Here is a 15496-nt window from a genome sequence, read left to right on the forward strand (position 1 = left end):
CACCATCGCGGCTCGACTGGCAGGCGTCGTGCAGGCATTCCTATGCAGGTTCATCCGGTCCCCCGAGATCAGCTGAGTCTTCGCAACACCAGCCTTCCCGGTCCCGACCGGATGGACAACCTATTGAGACCTCACACCTAGTCCTCGTCGCGGTGAGAACTGGCTTGATCGAAGCCCGGCGGCCAAGGGCGTCGCTGGCGACATGGTGCGATACGCGAGTCTTGTGCCGGGAGCGGCGCGAGGCGCTTGGGATACGGCGAGGGATGTTGCTGGTGGGGTCCTGTTCGCGTCGCGACTATTTGATCCTTATGACGCGGAGCACAGCCCGCGCGGAGAAGCTGCATGGGACAAGGTGTTCCAGACAGCGGATGGTCTCATCACCGGAGTCGGGAATGCGGTCGCTGATCCTCAATCAGCCATCAACGGCGGACGAGACGTACTCGAACGTCAAAACGTTCGTCTGAATCCTCAGGCCAGCCCGCCCGCGAGTACCTTCTCAAGCGAGATGCGACGCCAAGCGAATCTGGGCCTCAATCAGGGCGAGTTCCTGTTCGACGTCGGATCACTGTTCTACGGAGGCGCTCAAGCGAAGGGGCTCACGCGCCTGGCGAAGGCGGCAGAGGCGCAGGGCGCTGAAAAGTGGATTGCCCGCGGCGTGTCTCCCGGACTCGCGGACTACTTCGCCACGCCCTACACCGGCATCGGCCATCACTATCTCCCGCGGCGAACGAAGCTGCCGCCTTGGCTCGGCGGCGGTCGCGTTCCTCCGGCAATTGGTGACAGCCCGTTCTTCTTGCTGAAGCCCGAAGGCATCAGCACGGGCGACATGCTGGAGCTCCACTTCAAGGTTGATCCCAAGTACCGGGGGGGAAGCATACCCGCCGAATTCGGCGGGGGGAGTTGGAGTGGCGATCCGCTCGGCTGGGAGAAATATGATCGGCTCGGTCGGCTCTGGTATGGCGCGCCGGCGCCCCTGAAGGCCGCCGCCGGCAGCGGTGTGGTTGGTGCAGGCGCGCTTGTTGATCAGATCGACGGCGAGCGGCCACGCAGATGAGGGTTAGACCGTGGGCTACGTTCACGATCGACTTACCGCACGATCAGATCGAGGACGGCGCGCAAATCGTTCGGTTCGGCGGGCAGAGCGCCGCGAAGGTCATTGCTGACTTACTCATTGGGTGCGGCTGTGAGGTGAGCGAACCAATCTATGCCCACGAGAACGGCTGGGAACTCGACATCATCGCGGGCGAGCAGCGCCGACGTCTGTGGTGCCAAATTACGCTGATCGACAAGTACACAATGGTGCTCGAACAGAATTCATGGATCGCCAGCGCCTTCGGTCGGCACCACCAAGCCTATCTGGATGTTCTGCTCCGTCTCGGCATCGCTCTGGCGGAAGATGCGAGATTTCACGGTGTCCGCTGGTACACCAGCGATGAACTTCGTACCCAAGCGTCTGGCGCGTCGCTCCCAGTTGAAAGCTGACCTATCTCGGCTCCCTCTATCGGATTTTATGCGAAATCGGAGGGGCGGCGATGGCGGTCTGTAAGGCTCGATCAAATTCCGCAGGCAGCAGCTTCAGGATGCTCGAGGGAGCCATATCCGACATGTCGGGTCGATTCCGCCGCGCGGATCAACCGGAGACAGAAATTGCCGATAACTGGGAATTGGGCGCGACCAGTCTGAACTTGGTGGAGTTCCGACAAGTCTGCCGATGCTTCGAATCTTCGTCCCTCGACCTCCGAAAAGCGGAGCGAATACAAGGGGGTCGGTGGCGGTGGACGCATTCAGGCGCTGACTAGTCTAGAACAGAGACGACTTCGCGGACTAGGTGGCGGTGAGAGAGGGATTCGAACCCTCGATAGAGTTTCCCCTATACACGCGTTCCAGGCGTGCGCCTTCAACCACTCGGCCACCTCACCACGCGCCGCTGGAGCCGGGCCCCTCGCGCGGAAGGCGGGCATATACCGTCAGGAGGGGCGGGGCGGCAAGCGGCGGTTGGCCGCGACGTTCAGCCGGGCCGGGTCGAAGAGCGAGCCGGCCTCGCTGGCGCGCAGGCGCGCTTCCAGCGGACGCGAGGCGGCTACCCAGCGCTCAAGCATCGCGGCGGCGGCTTCGCGGCGGCCGTCGCGGACGGCGGCCTGCAGGGCGGCAAGCCCCGCGTCGGCGGCGCGCAGGCGCGCGCGTTCGGCGGGCAGGCCTGCATAGCGCTCGTCGATCAGGCCGAGCCGGGCGCGGGCGGCGGCGACCATCAGGACCGTGGTCGGCCCGTCGCCCCCGGCCAGCGTGGCGCGGCCCGCGGCGAGCGCGCGGCGCGCGTCGGCCATCAGGCCGCCGACGCCGACCCGGACGGACGCCGCGTCGCCGGCCGGGCAGGCGGCGGGGTCGAGCGCGCGGACGTAGGCGGCGAGCCCCGCCAGCGTGGCGGCGGAGGGCTCGGGGCCGTCGAACTCCTCGACGACCAGGCCGCGGATGAAGCCGGGCAGGTCGGCGGCCGCCACCTTCAGGCGGTCGCGCGGCGCGGTCAGGTCGGGGATCGGCCGGGGGTCGTCCACGCCGTTGCCGCGGCGGCTGGAGAAGAGCGACAGCGTCACGTCCGCCGTGCCCGGGACGCCGGAGGCGCCGGGGAACCGGAAGTCGGGGTTGCCGCGACCCTGGCGATGGCAGGCCTCGCAACTGAGTCCCGCCCGCGCCGCCTGGCCGCCCAGCAGCAGCGGCGTGCGGAACGCCGCGCGGCCCACCTCGACGGCCAGCCTCGCCCCCGGATCGGCGGGCAGGCGCAGGCACTCGGCCGGTTGCCGGGCGAGGGCGGCCGCGGCGTCGGCGCCGTGCGGAAGCCAGCGCATCGCCCTCAGCGGCGGCGCGGCGTCGGCGGCGAGCGCCCCGCCCGCCGCCAGCGTCAGGAGGAGGCCTAGCGCCCCGGCTCGCCGCCGGCGTCGATCCAACGGCGCAGCTCCTCCGCCTCGGCGCAGCCGTAGGCGCAGATGCGGTCCAGCCTCGCCAGCATCGCCTGCGCCCCGGCCCGGTCGCCGCGTTCAACCTTCAGCTCGCCATAGTATTCCGTGGCCCCGCGATGGTCCGGCGCGATGGCGAGCGCCTGTCGGTAATAGCTCTCCGCCTTGTCGAGCGCGCCCTTCCTGCGCCAGGCGTAGCCCTGGTAGGTGAGCACGTCCGGGTGCGGTCCGAAGGCCCTGCGGGCCCGGTCCAGCGAGGCCAGGGCGTCGTCGTAGCGCTTCTCGTTGATCAGGCTGACGGCCTCGACATAGGCGTGGTCGCCGGCGTCGGCGAAGATCAGCGAGCCGCCCTCGAGCGCCGCGCTCGCCGCGGGCGAGCCGCCGCCGGCGATCGACTTCTCGACCTCGGCGGCCAGCGCCTTCACGGTCGCGCAATCGGCTCCGCAACTGGCCGCCTTGGCCTTCAGCCAGTCGAGCTGTTCGCGGGCCTTGGGATCCTTGAGGTTGCCCAGCGCCATCCCGAGCCCCGCGCGGCCCGCCAGATCGTCGGGGTCGAGCCTCACGACGCGTTCGTAGGCGCGTCGGGCGCCCTTCCAGTTCTCGGCGCCGGCCTGGGCCACGCCCAGCAGCCGCCACGCGTCGACGCTCTTCGGCGCCGCGTCGGTCACCCGGCCTGCGGCCACGGCGGCCTTCTTGTATTCCTTGGCCTGGATGGCCTTGATCGCCTTGGCGTACTCCTCGGCCGGGTCGTAGCTGGCGCCGCTGGCGGAGGGCATCGAGCCCCCACCGCCGCCCCCGCCGCCGCCGCCCGCGGCCATCGCGCCTGCGGCGCCGAGACCGGCCGCCGCGATCGTGGCGAGCGCGCCCGCCACCAAGAGGGTCCTGAAGAGCCGCATCCCGCATCCTCCTTGCGAGTTGTCGCCGCGCATCGCCGGGCGCCATTCTAACGCCATTGTCGCGCCGGATCAGCTAGGCTTGGCAAGCGCGCAGAACGCCGTTCGTTTTCTTTCTACGCCCGACACCCCGCTTCCGGAGGCGACCGATGCTTCTTCCCAGGAAATCCCTGGTCCTGCCCACCGTCGAGACCGCGCTCCCGGGCCGCCCGCACGCGATCCCCACCGCCGAGCGCCACTTCGTCAACGGCCGGCCGCTGAAGGGCCCCTATCCCGCCGCGCTGGAGAGCGCCTGCTTCGCCATGGGCTGCTTCTGGGGCGTCGAGCGGATCTTCTGGCAGGCGCCGGGCGTCTGGGTGACCGCGGTGGGCTACCAGCAGGGGATCAGCCCCAATCCGACCTACGAGGAGGTCTGTTCGGGCGGCACGGGCCACGCGGAGTCGGTGCTCGCGGTCTACGACCCGCGGGCCGTCACCTACGGCCAGCTCCTGAAGATGTTCTGGGAGAACCACGATCCGACCCAGGGCATGGGCCAGGGCAACGACATCGGCACGCAGTACCGTTCGGGGATCTATGTGACGAACGACGCCCAGGCCGCCGAGGCGGAGGCCTCGCGCGAGGCCTACCAGGCCGCGCTGAGCCGGCAGGGCTTCGAGCGCATCACCACGGAGATCGCGCCGGCCGGGCCGTTCTACTTCGCCGAGGACGACCACCAGCAGTACCTGGCCAAGAACCCGCACGGCTACTGCGGCATCGGCGGCACGGGGGTCACCTGTCCTATCGGCGTCGGCGTCTCGGCATGACGAAGGACGAGCTCCACGCCGCCGCCATGGCCCTGCCGGGCGCGGCGCTCGACATCAAGTGGGGCGATGACCACTGCTACTGCGTGGCCGGCAAGATGTTCTGCGCCACGAACGGCGCCTATTCGAACCTTGGCTTCAAGGCGACCGAGATCGCCTTCGAGGCCCTGACCACCACCGGCCGCGCCAGGCCGTCGAAGTACCTCGCCCGCGCCCACTGGGTGAACATCGAGGATCTCAGCGCGCAGGACGCCGCCGAGGTGGCCGACTGGGTGAGGACAGCCCACGCCCTGGTCGCCGCTAAGCTGCCGAGGAAGGTCCGCGCCGAGCTCGGGATCGGCGCATGACGCGCGAGGAGATCGAGGCCCTGGCCCTGGCGATGCCGGCGACGACCAAGGTGATCCAGTGGGGCGCCTCCGACGTCTACAAGGTGGGTGGCAAGGTGTTCGCCATCTGCGGCGACGGCCTCTCGTTCAAGGTCACGCCGATCGGCTTCGAGGTGCTGACCCACGACGGCCTCGGCCGGCAGGCCCCGTACTGCGCCAAGGGCCACTGGGTGAACATCGCCCTGGAGCGCATGGAGCCCGAGGACGCGCAAGGCTGGCTCGCCACCGCCCACAGCCTCATGGCCGCCAAACTCACGAAGAAGCTGCGGGCCGAGCTGGGCCTCTGATCCTCGCCGCCGGAGAGGGTCATCCGACGCGTGGGAACGGGGTTTCAGGCCGGGCCTGTGGGCTGCGATCTCCTCGCGCTCCGCGAGCGTCCCCGGAGGGGGAGCATCAGCGCTGGATGAGCTTGCGGAAGTCCTGGATCGCAAGCGCCGCCTTCGACCAGCGCTGCCGCCAGAGCAGCAGGCCCACGGCGCCGAGGGTGGCGGCCATGAAGGTCCAGGGTCCGAACAGCCAGGCCGCCGCGGCCAGCGCAAAGTAGTAGCCGCGCACGCCCGCGCTGAACGATCCCAGCGCCGGGTTGAGCAGCCGCGCCAGCACCGCGCCGTAGGCGACGCGGCTGTCCTCGGCCAGCGGCTCCGGCGTCGCGCCCAGCGCCGCCAGGCAGTAGTTGATCTGGCGGATGGCCCAGATGAAGTCGAGCAGGCCGCGGGCCAGGCACGCCACCACCAGCGCGAGCTGCAGCTCGAAGAGCAGCCGCGACGACGTATGCACCACCTCCAGCGCCGACAGCGAGGCGAAGGTCTGCTGGCCGCCGAACAGGGCGCCCGCGGCCGCTGCGATCAGGATCAGGTTGGACGAGGCGAAGAACGAGCACGAGTTCAGCGTCTGGCCCAGCAACTGGCCGTCCATCAGCCGCGCCTCGCGGCTGGTCATGTTCTCCATCCAGGCGACGCGGATGACCGCGAGATCGGTGTTCAGCACCCCGCCGCGGCGCTTGCCGAAGGCGATCAGCAGCGGCTCGTAGAAGATCCACGCGAAGACGAAGAGCGACAGCGCCGCGATGTTGAGCGTGCTCACCCGCTCAGTCCTCCAGGATCAGGCTGTGCTTGCGGTTGTCGGGCAGCAGGAAGATCGTCAGGAACGCGAGCCCCATCATCGCCGCCACGTAGACGTAGAAGCGCTCTTCATGGCCCGCGCGCTGGAAGGCGATGGCGATGCTCTCGGCCGTGCCGCCGAAGATCGCGGTGCCGATGCCGTAGGGCAGGGCGACGCCCAGAGCGCGGACGTTGGCGGGGAAGAGCTCGGCCTTCACCACGGCGCTGACCGAATTGTAGCCCGACAGCAGGACCACCAGCAGCGAGACGAGCCCGAACGCCAGCCACGGGTTGGTCGTCGTCGCGAGCGTCTGCAGCGCCGGATACGCCGCCAGCCCGCCGCCGCCGAACGCGAGCCACAGGGTCGCGCGCCGCGAGAAGTGGTCGCTGATCCAGCCGAAGACCGGCAGGGCGAACAGGTAGACCACCAGCGCGCCGGCGGTGATGGCGGTCGCGGTGTGCTCCGCGAACGGCTGGGCGTGCGCCTTCGCCGTCAGAAACTTCGGCATGTAGGTCGTGAAGGCGTAGAAGGCGAGCGAGCCGCCGGCGGTGAAACCGAGGATGGTGACCGTCTCCTTCGGGTAGCGCGCGAACAGCATCATGGTCCGCGCCCGCTCGGCGCCCGAGGCCCTGGCGTTCTCGTAGCTCTGGCTCTCGTCCATCCGCGCCCGGATCCAGAACACCACGACCGCCAGCAGCGCCCCGATGACGAACGGGATGCGCCAGCCCCAGGCCTCCAGCTCGGGCTTCTCCAGGCTGTTCTGCAGCAGCGACAGGATGCCGAGCGCGATGAGCTGGCCCATGACCATGGTCACGAACTGGAAGCTGGACCAGAAGCCCCGCCGCCGCCGGCCGGCCATCTCGGAGAGGTAGGTGGCGCTGGCGCCGTACTCGCCGCCCACGGACAGGCCCTGCAGGATGCGCGCGACCACCAGCAGGATCGGCGCGGCGACGCCGATGGCCTCGTAGCTCGGCAGCACCGCGATGATCAGCGAGCCCGCGCACATCATCGCGACCGCGGCGGTGAGCGCCGTGCGCCGTCCCGCGCGGTCGGCGTAGAGACCCATCAGCCACGCGCCCAGCGGTCGCGCGAAGAAGCCCACCGCGAAGACCGCCATGGTCTTGAGCAGGCCCGCCAGTTCGTCGCCGCCGGGGAAGAAGTGGGCCGAGAAATAGACGGCGAAGAACGAGTAGACGAACCAGTCGTACCACTCGACGAGGTTGCCGGCCGAGCCGCCCAGGATGGCCTTCAGCCGCTGGCCGGCGGTGAGGCCGGTGGCCACAGCTCCCGGCGGGACCTGCGCCTCGACCCCGGTTTCCGTCGCCGTCATGCATCCTCCCCGCGCGGTGGCGGGGGGATGCTATGGGCAAACCCGCCCCGGTGCGAGGGGCGGCGCGACGGGCGTCAGATCCTGCCCATGAGGACCAGGATGATCACGATGATCAGCACCAGGCCCAGCCCGCCGCTCGGGAAATAGCCCCAGCTCCGCGAGTGGCCCCACGTGGGCAGCGCGCCCAGCAGCGCCAGGATCAGGATGATGATGAGAATGGTCCCCAGCATTTCGGCGTCTCTCCTCCTAGGCCCCGACCTCGACCGCACCGAACGTGCGTGGCCAAGCTTGGGTTCCGGCGGAAGGCCGCGGCGGGGGGCCGGATCACTCGTCGCCGAGGTCGGTCCGAGGTCGGGAAGCCGAAGGCCCTAGTCGGCGGCGTCGGCGGTGTGGAGGTGCTGGTCGCGGTCGGTGGACTGCAACGCGTACATCAGGCCGACCCAGCCGCCCTTGATGCGCGGCAGCGCCGTCAGGGTGACGAGCGACAGCCATCCCAGCACGATCGGCAGCACCACGAGCGGCGAGGCCTGCCAGACGATCGGGAAGAACAGCAGCGGCGCCACCACCAGGTGGCCCACGAGGAGGATCGTCAGGTATGCCGGGCCGTCGTCGGCGCGGTAGACCGTCAGGTCGTGGCCGCACCGGCCGCAGTTCGGCTCGACCTTCAGATAGCGGCCATAGAGCCGGCCCTTGCCGCACGCGGGGCAACGGTGCGTCAGCCCCCGGCCGACGGAACGGAACAGCGGATACGCGAACTCGTTGGCCATCGCCTGCGCATATGCGCCTCCGCGCGCAGGTGCGAAAGCCCTCGCGGACGATTCGCCGCGCAGGCGGCTATCGCTTGGCGTCCTCGGCGGCTCCCGTGACGGCGCGGCCCGCGGCCTGGGCGTCGCGCCCGATGCCCGAGACGGTGTTGCAGGCAGAGACGAGAAGCGCGGCGGCGGCCGCGGTCAGCACGATGAGCTTGCGCATGGGGGGAACCCTCCTCCGAACGGTCTGAAGTCGATTGGAGCCGGGCTTGTAGTCAAGCCTGAGGCGGCATTGCGGCGGCCCCGCGCCGGCCCTGTGGCGACGCTCAGGTGGCGGGCGTCCGCGGCCGCGCCGGCGGCGGCTGGGCGATCCGGGCGGCCTCCTGCGGGCTCACCGCGCGGACGACCCGGTTGAAGGTCGCGCCGCCGCCATCGGGCAGGACGAACACCTCGCCCGGCGGCAGGCCGGCGATCAGCTTCACCAGCTCCGCCGGCGCCGACCGCGAGTCGATGAGCGCGATCCCGCGCCGGTAGGCCAGGTCGTTCGCCCTCAGCAGCGCCTCGACCTCCTCCAGCGTCTTCAGCGGCTGGATCGCAGGCATCAGCTTCGAGGGGATCAGGCCGCTGCGCACCTGGTCGAGCACCAGGATCGGCCGCTCGGCGGTGGCCGCGGGCGCGCCGGCGGGTTGGCCCGCGGCGGCCATCGGCGCCGACATGAGGCCGGCCGCGAGCAGTGCTGCGGTCACGAGGCGTCGGCAGATCGTCATGGCTTTCCCCTAGTTCTCGTCCATCTTCAGCGCGGCGATGAAGGCTTCCTGCGGGATCTCGACCTTGCCGAACTGGCGCATGCGCTTCTTCCCCTCCTTTTGCTTGTCGAGGAGCTTACGCTTGCGGCTGGCGTCGCCGCCGTAGCACTTGGCCGTCACGTCCTTGCGCAGCGCCCGCACGGTCTCGCGCGCGATGATCCGGCCGCCGATCGCCGCCTGGATCGGGATCTGGAACATGTGCGGCGGGATCAGGTCCTTCATCTTCTCGACCATGCCGCGGCCGCGCATCTCGGCTCGGTTGCGGTGGACAAGCATCGAGAGCGCGTCGACCGGCTCGGAGTTGACCAGGATCGACATCTTCACGAGATCGCCCTCGCGGTAGCCCTCGATGGAATAGTCGAAGCTGGCGTAGCCCTTCGAGATCGACTTCAGCCGGTCGTAGAAGTCGAACACCACCTCGTTCAGCGGCAGGTCGTAGACCACCATGGCGCGGCTGCCGACGTAGCTGAGTTCGCGCTGCTCGCCGCGGCGGTCCTGGCAGAGCTTGATGATCGAGCCGAGGTACTCGTCGGGGGTGAAGATGGTGGCCTTGATCCACGGCTCGGCGATGGTGTCGATCTTCACCGGGTCGGGCAGGTCGGCGGGGTTGTGCAGTTCGACCTCGTCGCCGTTGGTCAGCTTCACGCGGTAGACCACCGAGGGCGCCGTCGCGATCAGGTCGAGGTCGAACTCGCGGCTCAGCCGCTCCTGGATGATCTCCAGGTGCAGCAGGCCCAGGAACCCGCAGCGGAAGCCGAAGCCCAGCGCGGCGCTCGTCTCCATCTCGTAGCTGAACGAGGCGTCGTTCAGGCGCAGGCGCCCGATCGCGGCGCGCAGGTCCTCGAAGTCGGCGGCGTCCACCGGGAAGAGGCCGCAGAACACCACCGGCTGCACCTCGCGGAAGCCGGTCAGCGGCTTGTCGGTCGGCTTCCTCTCGTCGGTGATGGTGTCGCCGACGGCGGCGTGGGCGACCTCCTTGATCGAGGCGGTGATGTAGCCGACCTCGCCGGGGCCCAGCTCGGCCACGTCGGTCTGCTTGGGCTTGAACACCCCCAGCCGGTCGATCTGATACTGCGCGCCGGTCTGCATCATCTTGATCTTCTGGCCGACCTTCAGCGTGCCGTCGAAGACCCGCACGAGCACGACCACGCCCAGGTACTGGTCGTACCACGCGTCGACCAGCAGGGCCTTCAGGGCCGCGTCGGCGTCGCCCTTCGGCGGCGGCAGCCGGTGGACGATGGCCTCCAGCACGTCGTGGATGCCGACGCCCGACTTGGCCGAGCACACCACCGCGTCCGAGGCGTCGAGGCCGATGACGTCCTCGATCTGCTGGCGCACCCGGTCGGGCTCGGCGGCCGGCAGGTCGATCTTGTTCAGGACCGGCACGATCTCGTGGTTGTTGTCGATGGCCTGGTAGACGTTGGCCAGGGTCTGGGCCTCGACGCCCTGGCTGGCGTCCACCACCAGGATCGAGCCTTCGCAGGCAGCGAGGCTGCGGCTGACCTCGTAGGCGAAGTCCACATGCCCCGGCGTGTCCATCAGGTTCAGGACGTAGGTCTGGCCGTCGTCGGCCTTGTAGTCGAGGCGGACGGTCTGGGCCTTGATCGTGATCCCGCGCTCGCGCTCGATCTCCATGTTGTCGAGCACCTGCTCGGTCATCTCGCGCTGCGTCAGCCCGCCGGTCTCCTGGATCAGGCGGTCTGAGAGCGTGGACTTGCCGTGGTCGATGTGGGCGACGATCGAGAAGTTGCGGATCTTGTCGAGAGGCGTGGTCATTGCGGCGCCCGTCTAGCACATCTCGCGGCGCAACATAGCCGCGGGGGGCGCGGGCGGCGAACGTGGTTAATCCAGCATTAATGCGGCGTGCGCGATGCAAGGGCGCTGGGCGGATTGTGATTCACGAAGTTTGGGAGGCGGGAACAGCGCCTATGGATCGTCGGACACTCATCGCCACGGGCCTCGTCGGCCTCACCGCGCCCGCCCTGGCGCGCGCCCAGACCGTGCAGTCCCAGCCGCTGCCGCCGGCCGGAGGCCCGCCTCCTCAAGGGCCGCCGCCGCCGAACTCCACGCCCAGCTATCCGTCGGCCGGCCCGACGGGCGAGCCGGCGGGCGCCAAGACCTACAGCCAGGACGAGATCGTCACGAACGTCTCCGACTTCCTGGGCGTGACCGCCGAGAGCGCCGGCGCCGCCGTCGAGCGCCTGTTCGCCAAGGAGGGCCGCCCCACCGCCTACATCGCCGGCGAGGAAGGCTCGGGCTCGTTCGTGCTGGGCCTGCGCTATGGCCGCGGCCTGCTCTACATGAAGGACCGCCCGCCGATGGAGGTCTTCTGGCAGGGCCCGTCGATCGGCTGGGACTGGGGCGGCAACGCCAGCCGCGTCTTCACCCTCTGCTACAACCTGCAGGTCCCGGAAGTGATCTTCCAGCGCTACCCCGGCGTCGAGGGCTCGGCCTACCTCGTGGGCGGCCTGGGCGTGAACTACCAGCGCGCCGAGGACGTGACGCTGGCCCCCATCCGCGCCGGCGTCGGCCTGCGCCTGGGCGCGAACGTCGGCTACCTGGCCTACACGCGCAAGCGCAACATCATCCCGTTCTGACGCTGCCGAGCGTCCGCGTAAGCGGAGGCTCATCAGTCTGGAACCGCGGAAGGCGCGGAATGCGTCGGCGTTGATTCCGCGTTCTTCCGCGTATTCCGCGGTCCATTGAATCGGAAGGCGCCCCGCTCCGCGGCCACTAGCGGTCGTCCAGGCTCGCGCCGACGCGTTGGGTGGGAGTGTCGAAGAGGCCCCGCCCGGGCACGTGGTTGAGCTCCAGGCGGATGCCGTCGGGGTCCTCGAACAGCACGGCGTAGTAGCCGGGCGCCCAGGGCTCGTCCTGCGGCGGATGGACGATCCTGGCCCCGATCGACTGCAGGAAGACGTAGAGCGCGTCCACGTCGGCCTTCTCGCGCGCCCGCCAGCAGTGGTGGTGCATCCCCACCCGGAACTGCACGAACCGCGCGCCTGCGTGCTCGGGATCGGGCCTGCGGATGCCGAACCCCGTGCGGCCGCCCACGCAGTAGTAGGTGTCCACGCTGTCGGCGACCTCGCGCATGCCGAGGAACGGCAGGAGCTGCCGATAGAAGGCCACCGACCTCTCGAAATCGCCCGCCGTGACGAAGGTGTGCGCGACGCCGTTCACTTCCATGGAGGGCAGTGAGCGCCGGTGACCTGCGCGTAAGTCAAACGCCGCGCTGCTACCGCAGGGCCTCAGCCCCTCAGCTTCGCCCCCACGGCCTTCTCGGCCGCGGCCACGATGCGGCCCGACAGCGCTTCGATCTCGGCGTCGGTGAGGGTCTTCTCGCGGGGCTGGACGACCACCTCGACGGCGACGGACTTGTGGCCCTCGGGCACGCCCTGGCCGGCGTAGACGTCGAACACGCGCACGGCCTCGATCAGCGCCTTGTCGGCGCCGGCGATCGGACGGACGAGGTCTCCTGCCGGCGTGTCGGCCGCGACCAGGAACGCGAAGTCGCGGCTGAGGGGCATCAGGGGCGATAGCTCCAGCGCCGCCTTGGTCTTCACGCCCTTGCGCTTGGGCTCCGGCAGCGCGTCCAGGTTCACCTCGAAGGCCAGCATCGGCCCGTCCGCGTCCAGCGCCTTCAGGATGCGCGGGTGCAGTTCGCCGAACTCGGCCACCACCACCTTCGGCCCCAGTTGCAGCCGCGCCGAGCGGCCGGGATGCCACCAGCCGGCGTTCTGGCCCTGCACCACCTGCAGCGCCGGCGCGCCCATCTCGTCCAGCAGCGCCATCAGGTCGGCCTTGAGGTCGAACAGCGCGTCGCCGCTCCCCTTCGCCCAGTGCTTCGGCGCGTGCGGGGCCAAGAGCGCCGTCACCGCCGTCCACTGGTCCGCCGGCTGGTCGCCGCGGAAGTTCGGGCCCACCTCGAACAGCGCCGCGTCGGCGAAGCCCTTGCGCGCATTGCGCGCCGCCGCCTCGATCAGGTTGCCGAGCGCGGTCGGGCGCATGGTCGACAGGTCGGACGCGATGGGGTTGGTCAGCACCAGCTTCGCGTCGCCGCCGCCGAACAGCCCGGCCCACTCGCGGCGCATGAAGCTCCAGGTCACCGCCTCGGCGTAGCCGCGCGCCGCCATCTGCCGCCGCGCGTCGCGCATGCGCCGCTGGCGCAGCGTCAGCGCGCCGCCGGGCGGCCGCGCGATCTCGGGCAGGGGCAGGGCAGGCAGGTTGTCGAAGCCCTCGATCCGCGCGACCTCCTCGACGAGGTCAGCCTTGCCCTCGACGTCGCGCCGCCAGCTCGGCGGCTGGACCGTGTCGCCGGACACCGTGAAGCCGAGCTTGGTCAGGATCTCGTCGATCCGCACCGCCGGCACGTCGAGCCCGGACAGCTTCTTGACGTAGCTGCGGTCGAACGCGAATGCGGCGGGCGGAGCGGGCGCCTGGCCGGCCACGCGCACCTCCGACGGCTCGCCGCCGCAGAGCTCGAGGATCAGTTGCGTCGCCTGCTCGATCCCGTGGACCGGGCTCTCCGGGTCGACGCCGCGGGCGAAGCGGTACTGCGCGTCCGAGGTGATCCCCAGCGTGCGGCCCGCCTGCGCCGTGCGGATCGGGTCGAACCACGCGGCCTCGACGAAGACGTCGGTGGTGTCGTCCAGCACCTTGGTCGACTCGCCGCCCATCACGCCGCCCAGGCCGATGGCGCCCGAGCCGTCGCAGATCACGCAGATTTCCGGGCCGGCCTCGTAGGTCTCGCCGTCCAGCGCCTCGACCTTTTCGCCCTCGCGGCCCAGCCGGGCCTCGATGAACCCGCCGGTCAGCTTGGCGGCGTCATAGACGTGCAGCGGCCGGCAGTTGTCGTAGCTGATCAGGTTGGTCACATCGACCAGGGCGTTGATGGGGCGCAGGCCCACGCTGGTCAGCCGCTGCTGCAGCCACGCCGGCGAGGGGCCGTTCTTCACGCCCCGGATCAGCCGCCCGGCGAACACCGGACAGGCCGAACCATCGACCTTGATGTCCACGGGGTTCGGGAACTTGCCCGGTGTGGGCGTCACGGGGTCGGGCTTCAGCGTCCCCAGGCCCGCCGCCGCCAGGTCGCGCGCGATGCCGCGCACGCCGAGCCAGTCGGGCCGGTTCGGCGTCACCTCGAAGTCGATGGCGGCCTCCAGGCCGAACGCCTCGACCGCGCTCGCGCCCACCGGCAGGTCGTCCGAAAGCTCGACGATCCCGTCGGCGTCGTCCGCCACCTCCAGTTCGCGGCCCGAGCAGAGCATGCCGTTGGAGACCACGCCGCGCACCGGCCGCGCCTCCAGCGTCACGCCGCTGCCGGGCACATAGGCCCCGATCGGCGCATAGATGGTCGTCAGCCCCGCCCGCGCGTTCGGCGCGCCGCAGACGATCTCCAGCCGCCCGTCCTTGGTGTCGACCTGGCAGACGCGCAGCTTGTCGGCGTTCGGGTGCTGCACGGCCTCGACGATCTTGCCCACCGTGAAGGCGGCCAGCTTTGCGCCCGGATCCTCCACGTGCTCGACCTCGAGCCCGGCCATGGTCATGGCTTCGACCACCTGGTCGACGCTCGCGGTCGTGTCGAGGTGCTCCTTCAGCCAGGAGAGGGTGAACTTCATCGGGATTGCTCACTGAAGCCCTCTCCCCCTTGCGGGGAGAGGGTTTGGGAGTGGGGGTGTTCGACCGCGGACGCAGGCGTTGACACCCCCACCCCCGACCCCTCCCCGCAAGGGGGAGGGGAGATCACTTCGACCAGCCGGAAGCGCTCGCAGTTGAGCAGCATGTCCGGCGCGAACCCGCCGTTGCGGGTGAAATAGCGCTGATGCGCGTGCCGCCAGGACGCGAGCCCGTCGCCGACCATGTGGGCCTCCAGGCCGTTCCACATGTCCATCAGCTCAACCCCGTCGACGTGTTCGGCGCCTGGAAGGCCGAGAAGCCGTAGTGCTCCAGCCAGCGGCCGTCGCTCGCGAACATGTCGCGCAGGTCGGGCATGCCGTACTTCAGCATCCCCAGCCGGTCGATGCCGAAGCCGAACGCGAAGCCCTGCCACTGGTCGGGATCGAGGCCGCAGTTGCGCAGCACGTTCGGATGCACCATTCCGCAGCCGACGACCTCCATCCAGTCGTTCCCCTGGCCGATCTTCACGTCGCCGCCCGAGCGGTCGCACTTCACGTCCATCTCGGCCGAGGGCTCGGTGAACGGGAAGTGGTGCGGCCGGAAGCGCGACTCCACCGCCGGCGTCTCGAAGAAGCGGGCGATGAACTGGTCCAGTGTCCACTTCAGGTGCCCCATGTGGATGGCCCGGTCGATGACGAGGCCCTCCATCTGGTGGAACATCGGCGTGTGCGTGGCGTCGCTGTCCGAGCGATAGGTGCGGCCCGGCACGATGATCCGGATCGGCGGCTCCTGACCGTTCGCGATCCAGTTCGGCAGCTTCTCGTTCAGCCGCTGCATCGCGCGGATCTGCACGGGGCTGGTGTG

General features: G+C 69.9%; 18 protein-coding genes, 1 tRNA gene and 1 pseudogene. 6 read left to right on the top strand and 14 right to left on the bottom strand.

What is annotated here, in order from left to right:
• The first annotated feature begins 352 nt into the window (after positions 1–352).
• Together JNL41_RS07235 and JNL41_RS07240 are read left to right on the top strand one after the other, a co-directional pair.
• Positions 353–1054 carry a hypothetical protein gene (locus JNL41_RS07235; RefSeq protein ID WP_293473606.1) on the top strand — a complete coding sequence of 234 codons (702 nt, stop codon included), beginning with the start codon at positions 353–355 and terminating at the stop codon, positions 1052–1054.
• A 134-nt stretch (positions 1055–1188) separates the two neighbouring features.
• Positions 1189–1482, top strand: a complete 294-nt coding sequence (locus JNL41_RS07240) for a hypothetical protein (protein WP_293473607.1) — start codon at positions 1189–1191, stop codon at positions 1480–1482.
• A 347-nt stretch (positions 1483–1829) separates the two neighbouring features.
• On the opposite strand, the gene JNL41_RS07245 is transcribed toward JNL41_RS07240, so the two are convergent.
• The 3 genes from JNL41_RS07245 to JNL41_RS07255 form a co-directional block, all read right to left on the bottom strand.
• Positions 1830–1919: transfer RNA gene (locus tag JNL41_RS07245), tRNA-Ser, on the bottom strand.
• Between the two features lie 48 nt (positions 1920–1967).
• The gene (locus tag JNL41_RS07250) at positions 1968–2942 is read right to left on the bottom strand and encodes a hypothetical protein (RefSeq protein ID WP_293473608.1); all 975 of its coding nucleotides are present in this window, start codon (positions 2940–2942) and stop codon (positions 1968–1970) included.
• The gene (locus JNL41_RS07255; RefSeq protein WP_293473609.1) at positions 2909–3847 is read right to left on the bottom strand and encodes a tetratricopeptide repeat protein; all 939 of its coding nucleotides are present in this window, start codon (positions 3845–3847) and stop codon (positions 2909–2911) included. The genes JNL41_RS07250 and JNL41_RS07255 overlap by 34 nt, the downstream gene beginning before the upstream one ends.
• A gap of 146 nt (positions 3848–3993) precedes the next feature.
• Here JNL41_RS07255 and msrA point away from each other — a divergent pair, with 146 nt between their 5' ends.
• The 3 genes from msrA to JNL41_RS07270 are packed head-to-tail and all read left to right on the top strand — an operon-like array spanning position 3994 to position 5317.
• Positions 3994–4647 carry a peptide-methionine (S)-S-oxide reductase MsrA gene (gene msrA / locus JNL41_RS07260; RefSeq protein ID WP_293473610.1) on the top strand — a complete coding sequence of 218 codons (654 nt, stop codon included), beginning with the start codon at positions 3994–3996 and terminating at the stop codon, positions 4645–4647.
• Positions 4644–4991 (top strand): MmcQ/YjbR family DNA-binding protein, encoded by a 348-nt coding sequence (locus tag JNL41_RS07265; RefSeq protein ID WP_293473611.1) that lies wholly within the window; start codon positions 4644–4646, stop codon positions 4989–4991. The genes msrA and JNL41_RS07265 overlap by 4 nt, the downstream gene beginning before the upstream one ends.
• Positions 4988–5317, top strand: a complete 330-nt coding sequence (locus JNL41_RS07270) for an MmcQ/YjbR family DNA-binding protein (protein ID WP_293473612.1) — start codon at positions 4988–4990, stop codon at positions 5315–5317. The genes JNL41_RS07265 and JNL41_RS07270 overlap by 4 nt, the downstream gene beginning before the upstream one ends.
• 106 nt (positions 5318–5423) lie before the next feature.
• Here the strand turns inward: JNL41_RS07270 and JNL41_RS07275 are convergent, their stop codons facing one another.
• From JNL41_RS07275 to lepA, 7 genes are all read right to left on the bottom strand, one after another.
• A complete protein-coding gene (locus JNL41_RS07275) occupies positions 5424–6113 on the bottom strand; it encodes a DUF599 family protein (protein ID WP_293473613.1) in 690 nt (229 codons plus the stop codon).
• A 4-nt stretch (positions 6114–6117) separates the two neighbouring features.
• Positions 6118–7461 carry an MFS transporter gene (locus JNL41_RS07280; RefSeq protein WP_293473614.1) on the bottom strand — a complete coding sequence of 448 codons (1344 nt, stop codon included), beginning with the start codon at positions 7459–7461 and terminating at the stop codon, positions 6118–6120.
• A gap of 74 nt (positions 7462–7535) precedes the next feature.
• Positions 7536–7691 carry a DUF3309 family protein gene (locus JNL41_RS07285; RefSeq protein WP_293473615.1) on the bottom strand — a complete coding sequence of 52 codons (156 nt, stop codon included), beginning with the start codon at positions 7689–7691 and terminating at the stop codon, positions 7536–7538.
• A 138-nt stretch (positions 7692–7829) separates the two neighbouring features.
• Positions 7830–8228: a DUF983 domain-containing protein gene (locus JNL41_RS07290; protein ID WP_293473616.1), complete on the bottom strand. Its 399-nt coding sequence runs from the start codon at positions 8226–8228 to the stop codon at positions 7830–7832.
• Positions 8229–8295: 67 nt separating this feature from the next.
• A complete protein-coding gene (locus tag JNL41_RS07295) occupies positions 8296–8433 on the bottom strand; it encodes an entericidin EcnA/B family protein (RefSeq protein ID WP_293473617.1) in 138 nt (45 codons plus the stop codon).
• A 103-nt stretch (positions 8434–8536) separates the two neighbouring features.
• Positions 8537–8977, bottom strand: coding sequence for a hypothetical protein (locus JNL41_RS07300; RefSeq protein ID WP_293473618.1), 441 nt, complete (start codon positions 8975–8977; stop codon positions 8537–8539).
• Between the two features lie 9 nt (positions 8978–8986).
• On the bottom strand, positions 8987–10792 hold the full coding sequence (gene lepA / locus JNL41_RS07305; protein ID WP_293473619.1) for a translation elongation factor 4: 1806 nt from the start codon (positions 10790–10792) through the stop codon (positions 8987–8989).
• A 152-nt stretch (positions 10793–10944) separates the two neighbouring features.
• Between lepA and JNL41_RS07310 the strand changes: the two genes are divergently transcribed.
• A complete protein-coding gene (locus JNL41_RS07310) occupies positions 10945–11613 on the top strand; it encodes a DUF1134 domain-containing protein (RefSeq protein ID WP_293473620.1) in 669 nt (222 codons plus the stop codon).
• 136 nt (positions 11614–11749) lie between these two features.
• Here the strand turns inward: JNL41_RS07310 and JNL41_RS07315 are convergent, their stop codons facing one another.
• From JNL41_RS07315 to JNL41_RS07330, 4 genes and pseudogenes are all read right to left on the bottom strand, one after another.
• Entirely contained in the window at positions 11750–12202 is a 453-nt protein-coding gene (locus JNL41_RS07315) for a VOC family protein (protein ID WP_293473621.1), read from the bottom strand.
• A gap of 62 nt (positions 12203–12264) precedes the next feature.
• On the bottom strand, positions 12265–14634 hold the full coding sequence (gene pheT, locus JNL41_RS07320; protein ID WP_293473622.1) for a phenylalanine--tRNA ligase subunit beta: 2370 nt from the start codon (positions 14632–14634) through the stop codon (positions 12265–12267).
• Positions 14631–14906 carry a hypothetical protein gene (locus tag JNL41_RS07325; protein ID WP_293473623.1) on the bottom strand — a complete coding sequence of 92 codons (276 nt, stop codon included), beginning with the start codon at positions 14904–14906 and terminating at the stop codon, positions 14631–14633. The genes pheT and JNL41_RS07325 overlap by 4 nt, the downstream gene beginning before the upstream one ends.
• Positions 14906–15496: pseudogene (locus tag JNL41_RS07330) on the bottom strand (phenylalanine--tRNA ligase subunit alpha); the annotation flags it as partial. The pseudogene JNL41_RS07330 and the gene JNL41_RS07325, both read right to left, overlap by 1 nt.

This window comes from Phenylobacterium sp. (assembly GCF_016793285.1).
Lineage (GTDB): Bacteria > Pseudomonadota > Alphaproteobacteria > Caulobacterales > Caulobacteraceae > Phenylobacterium.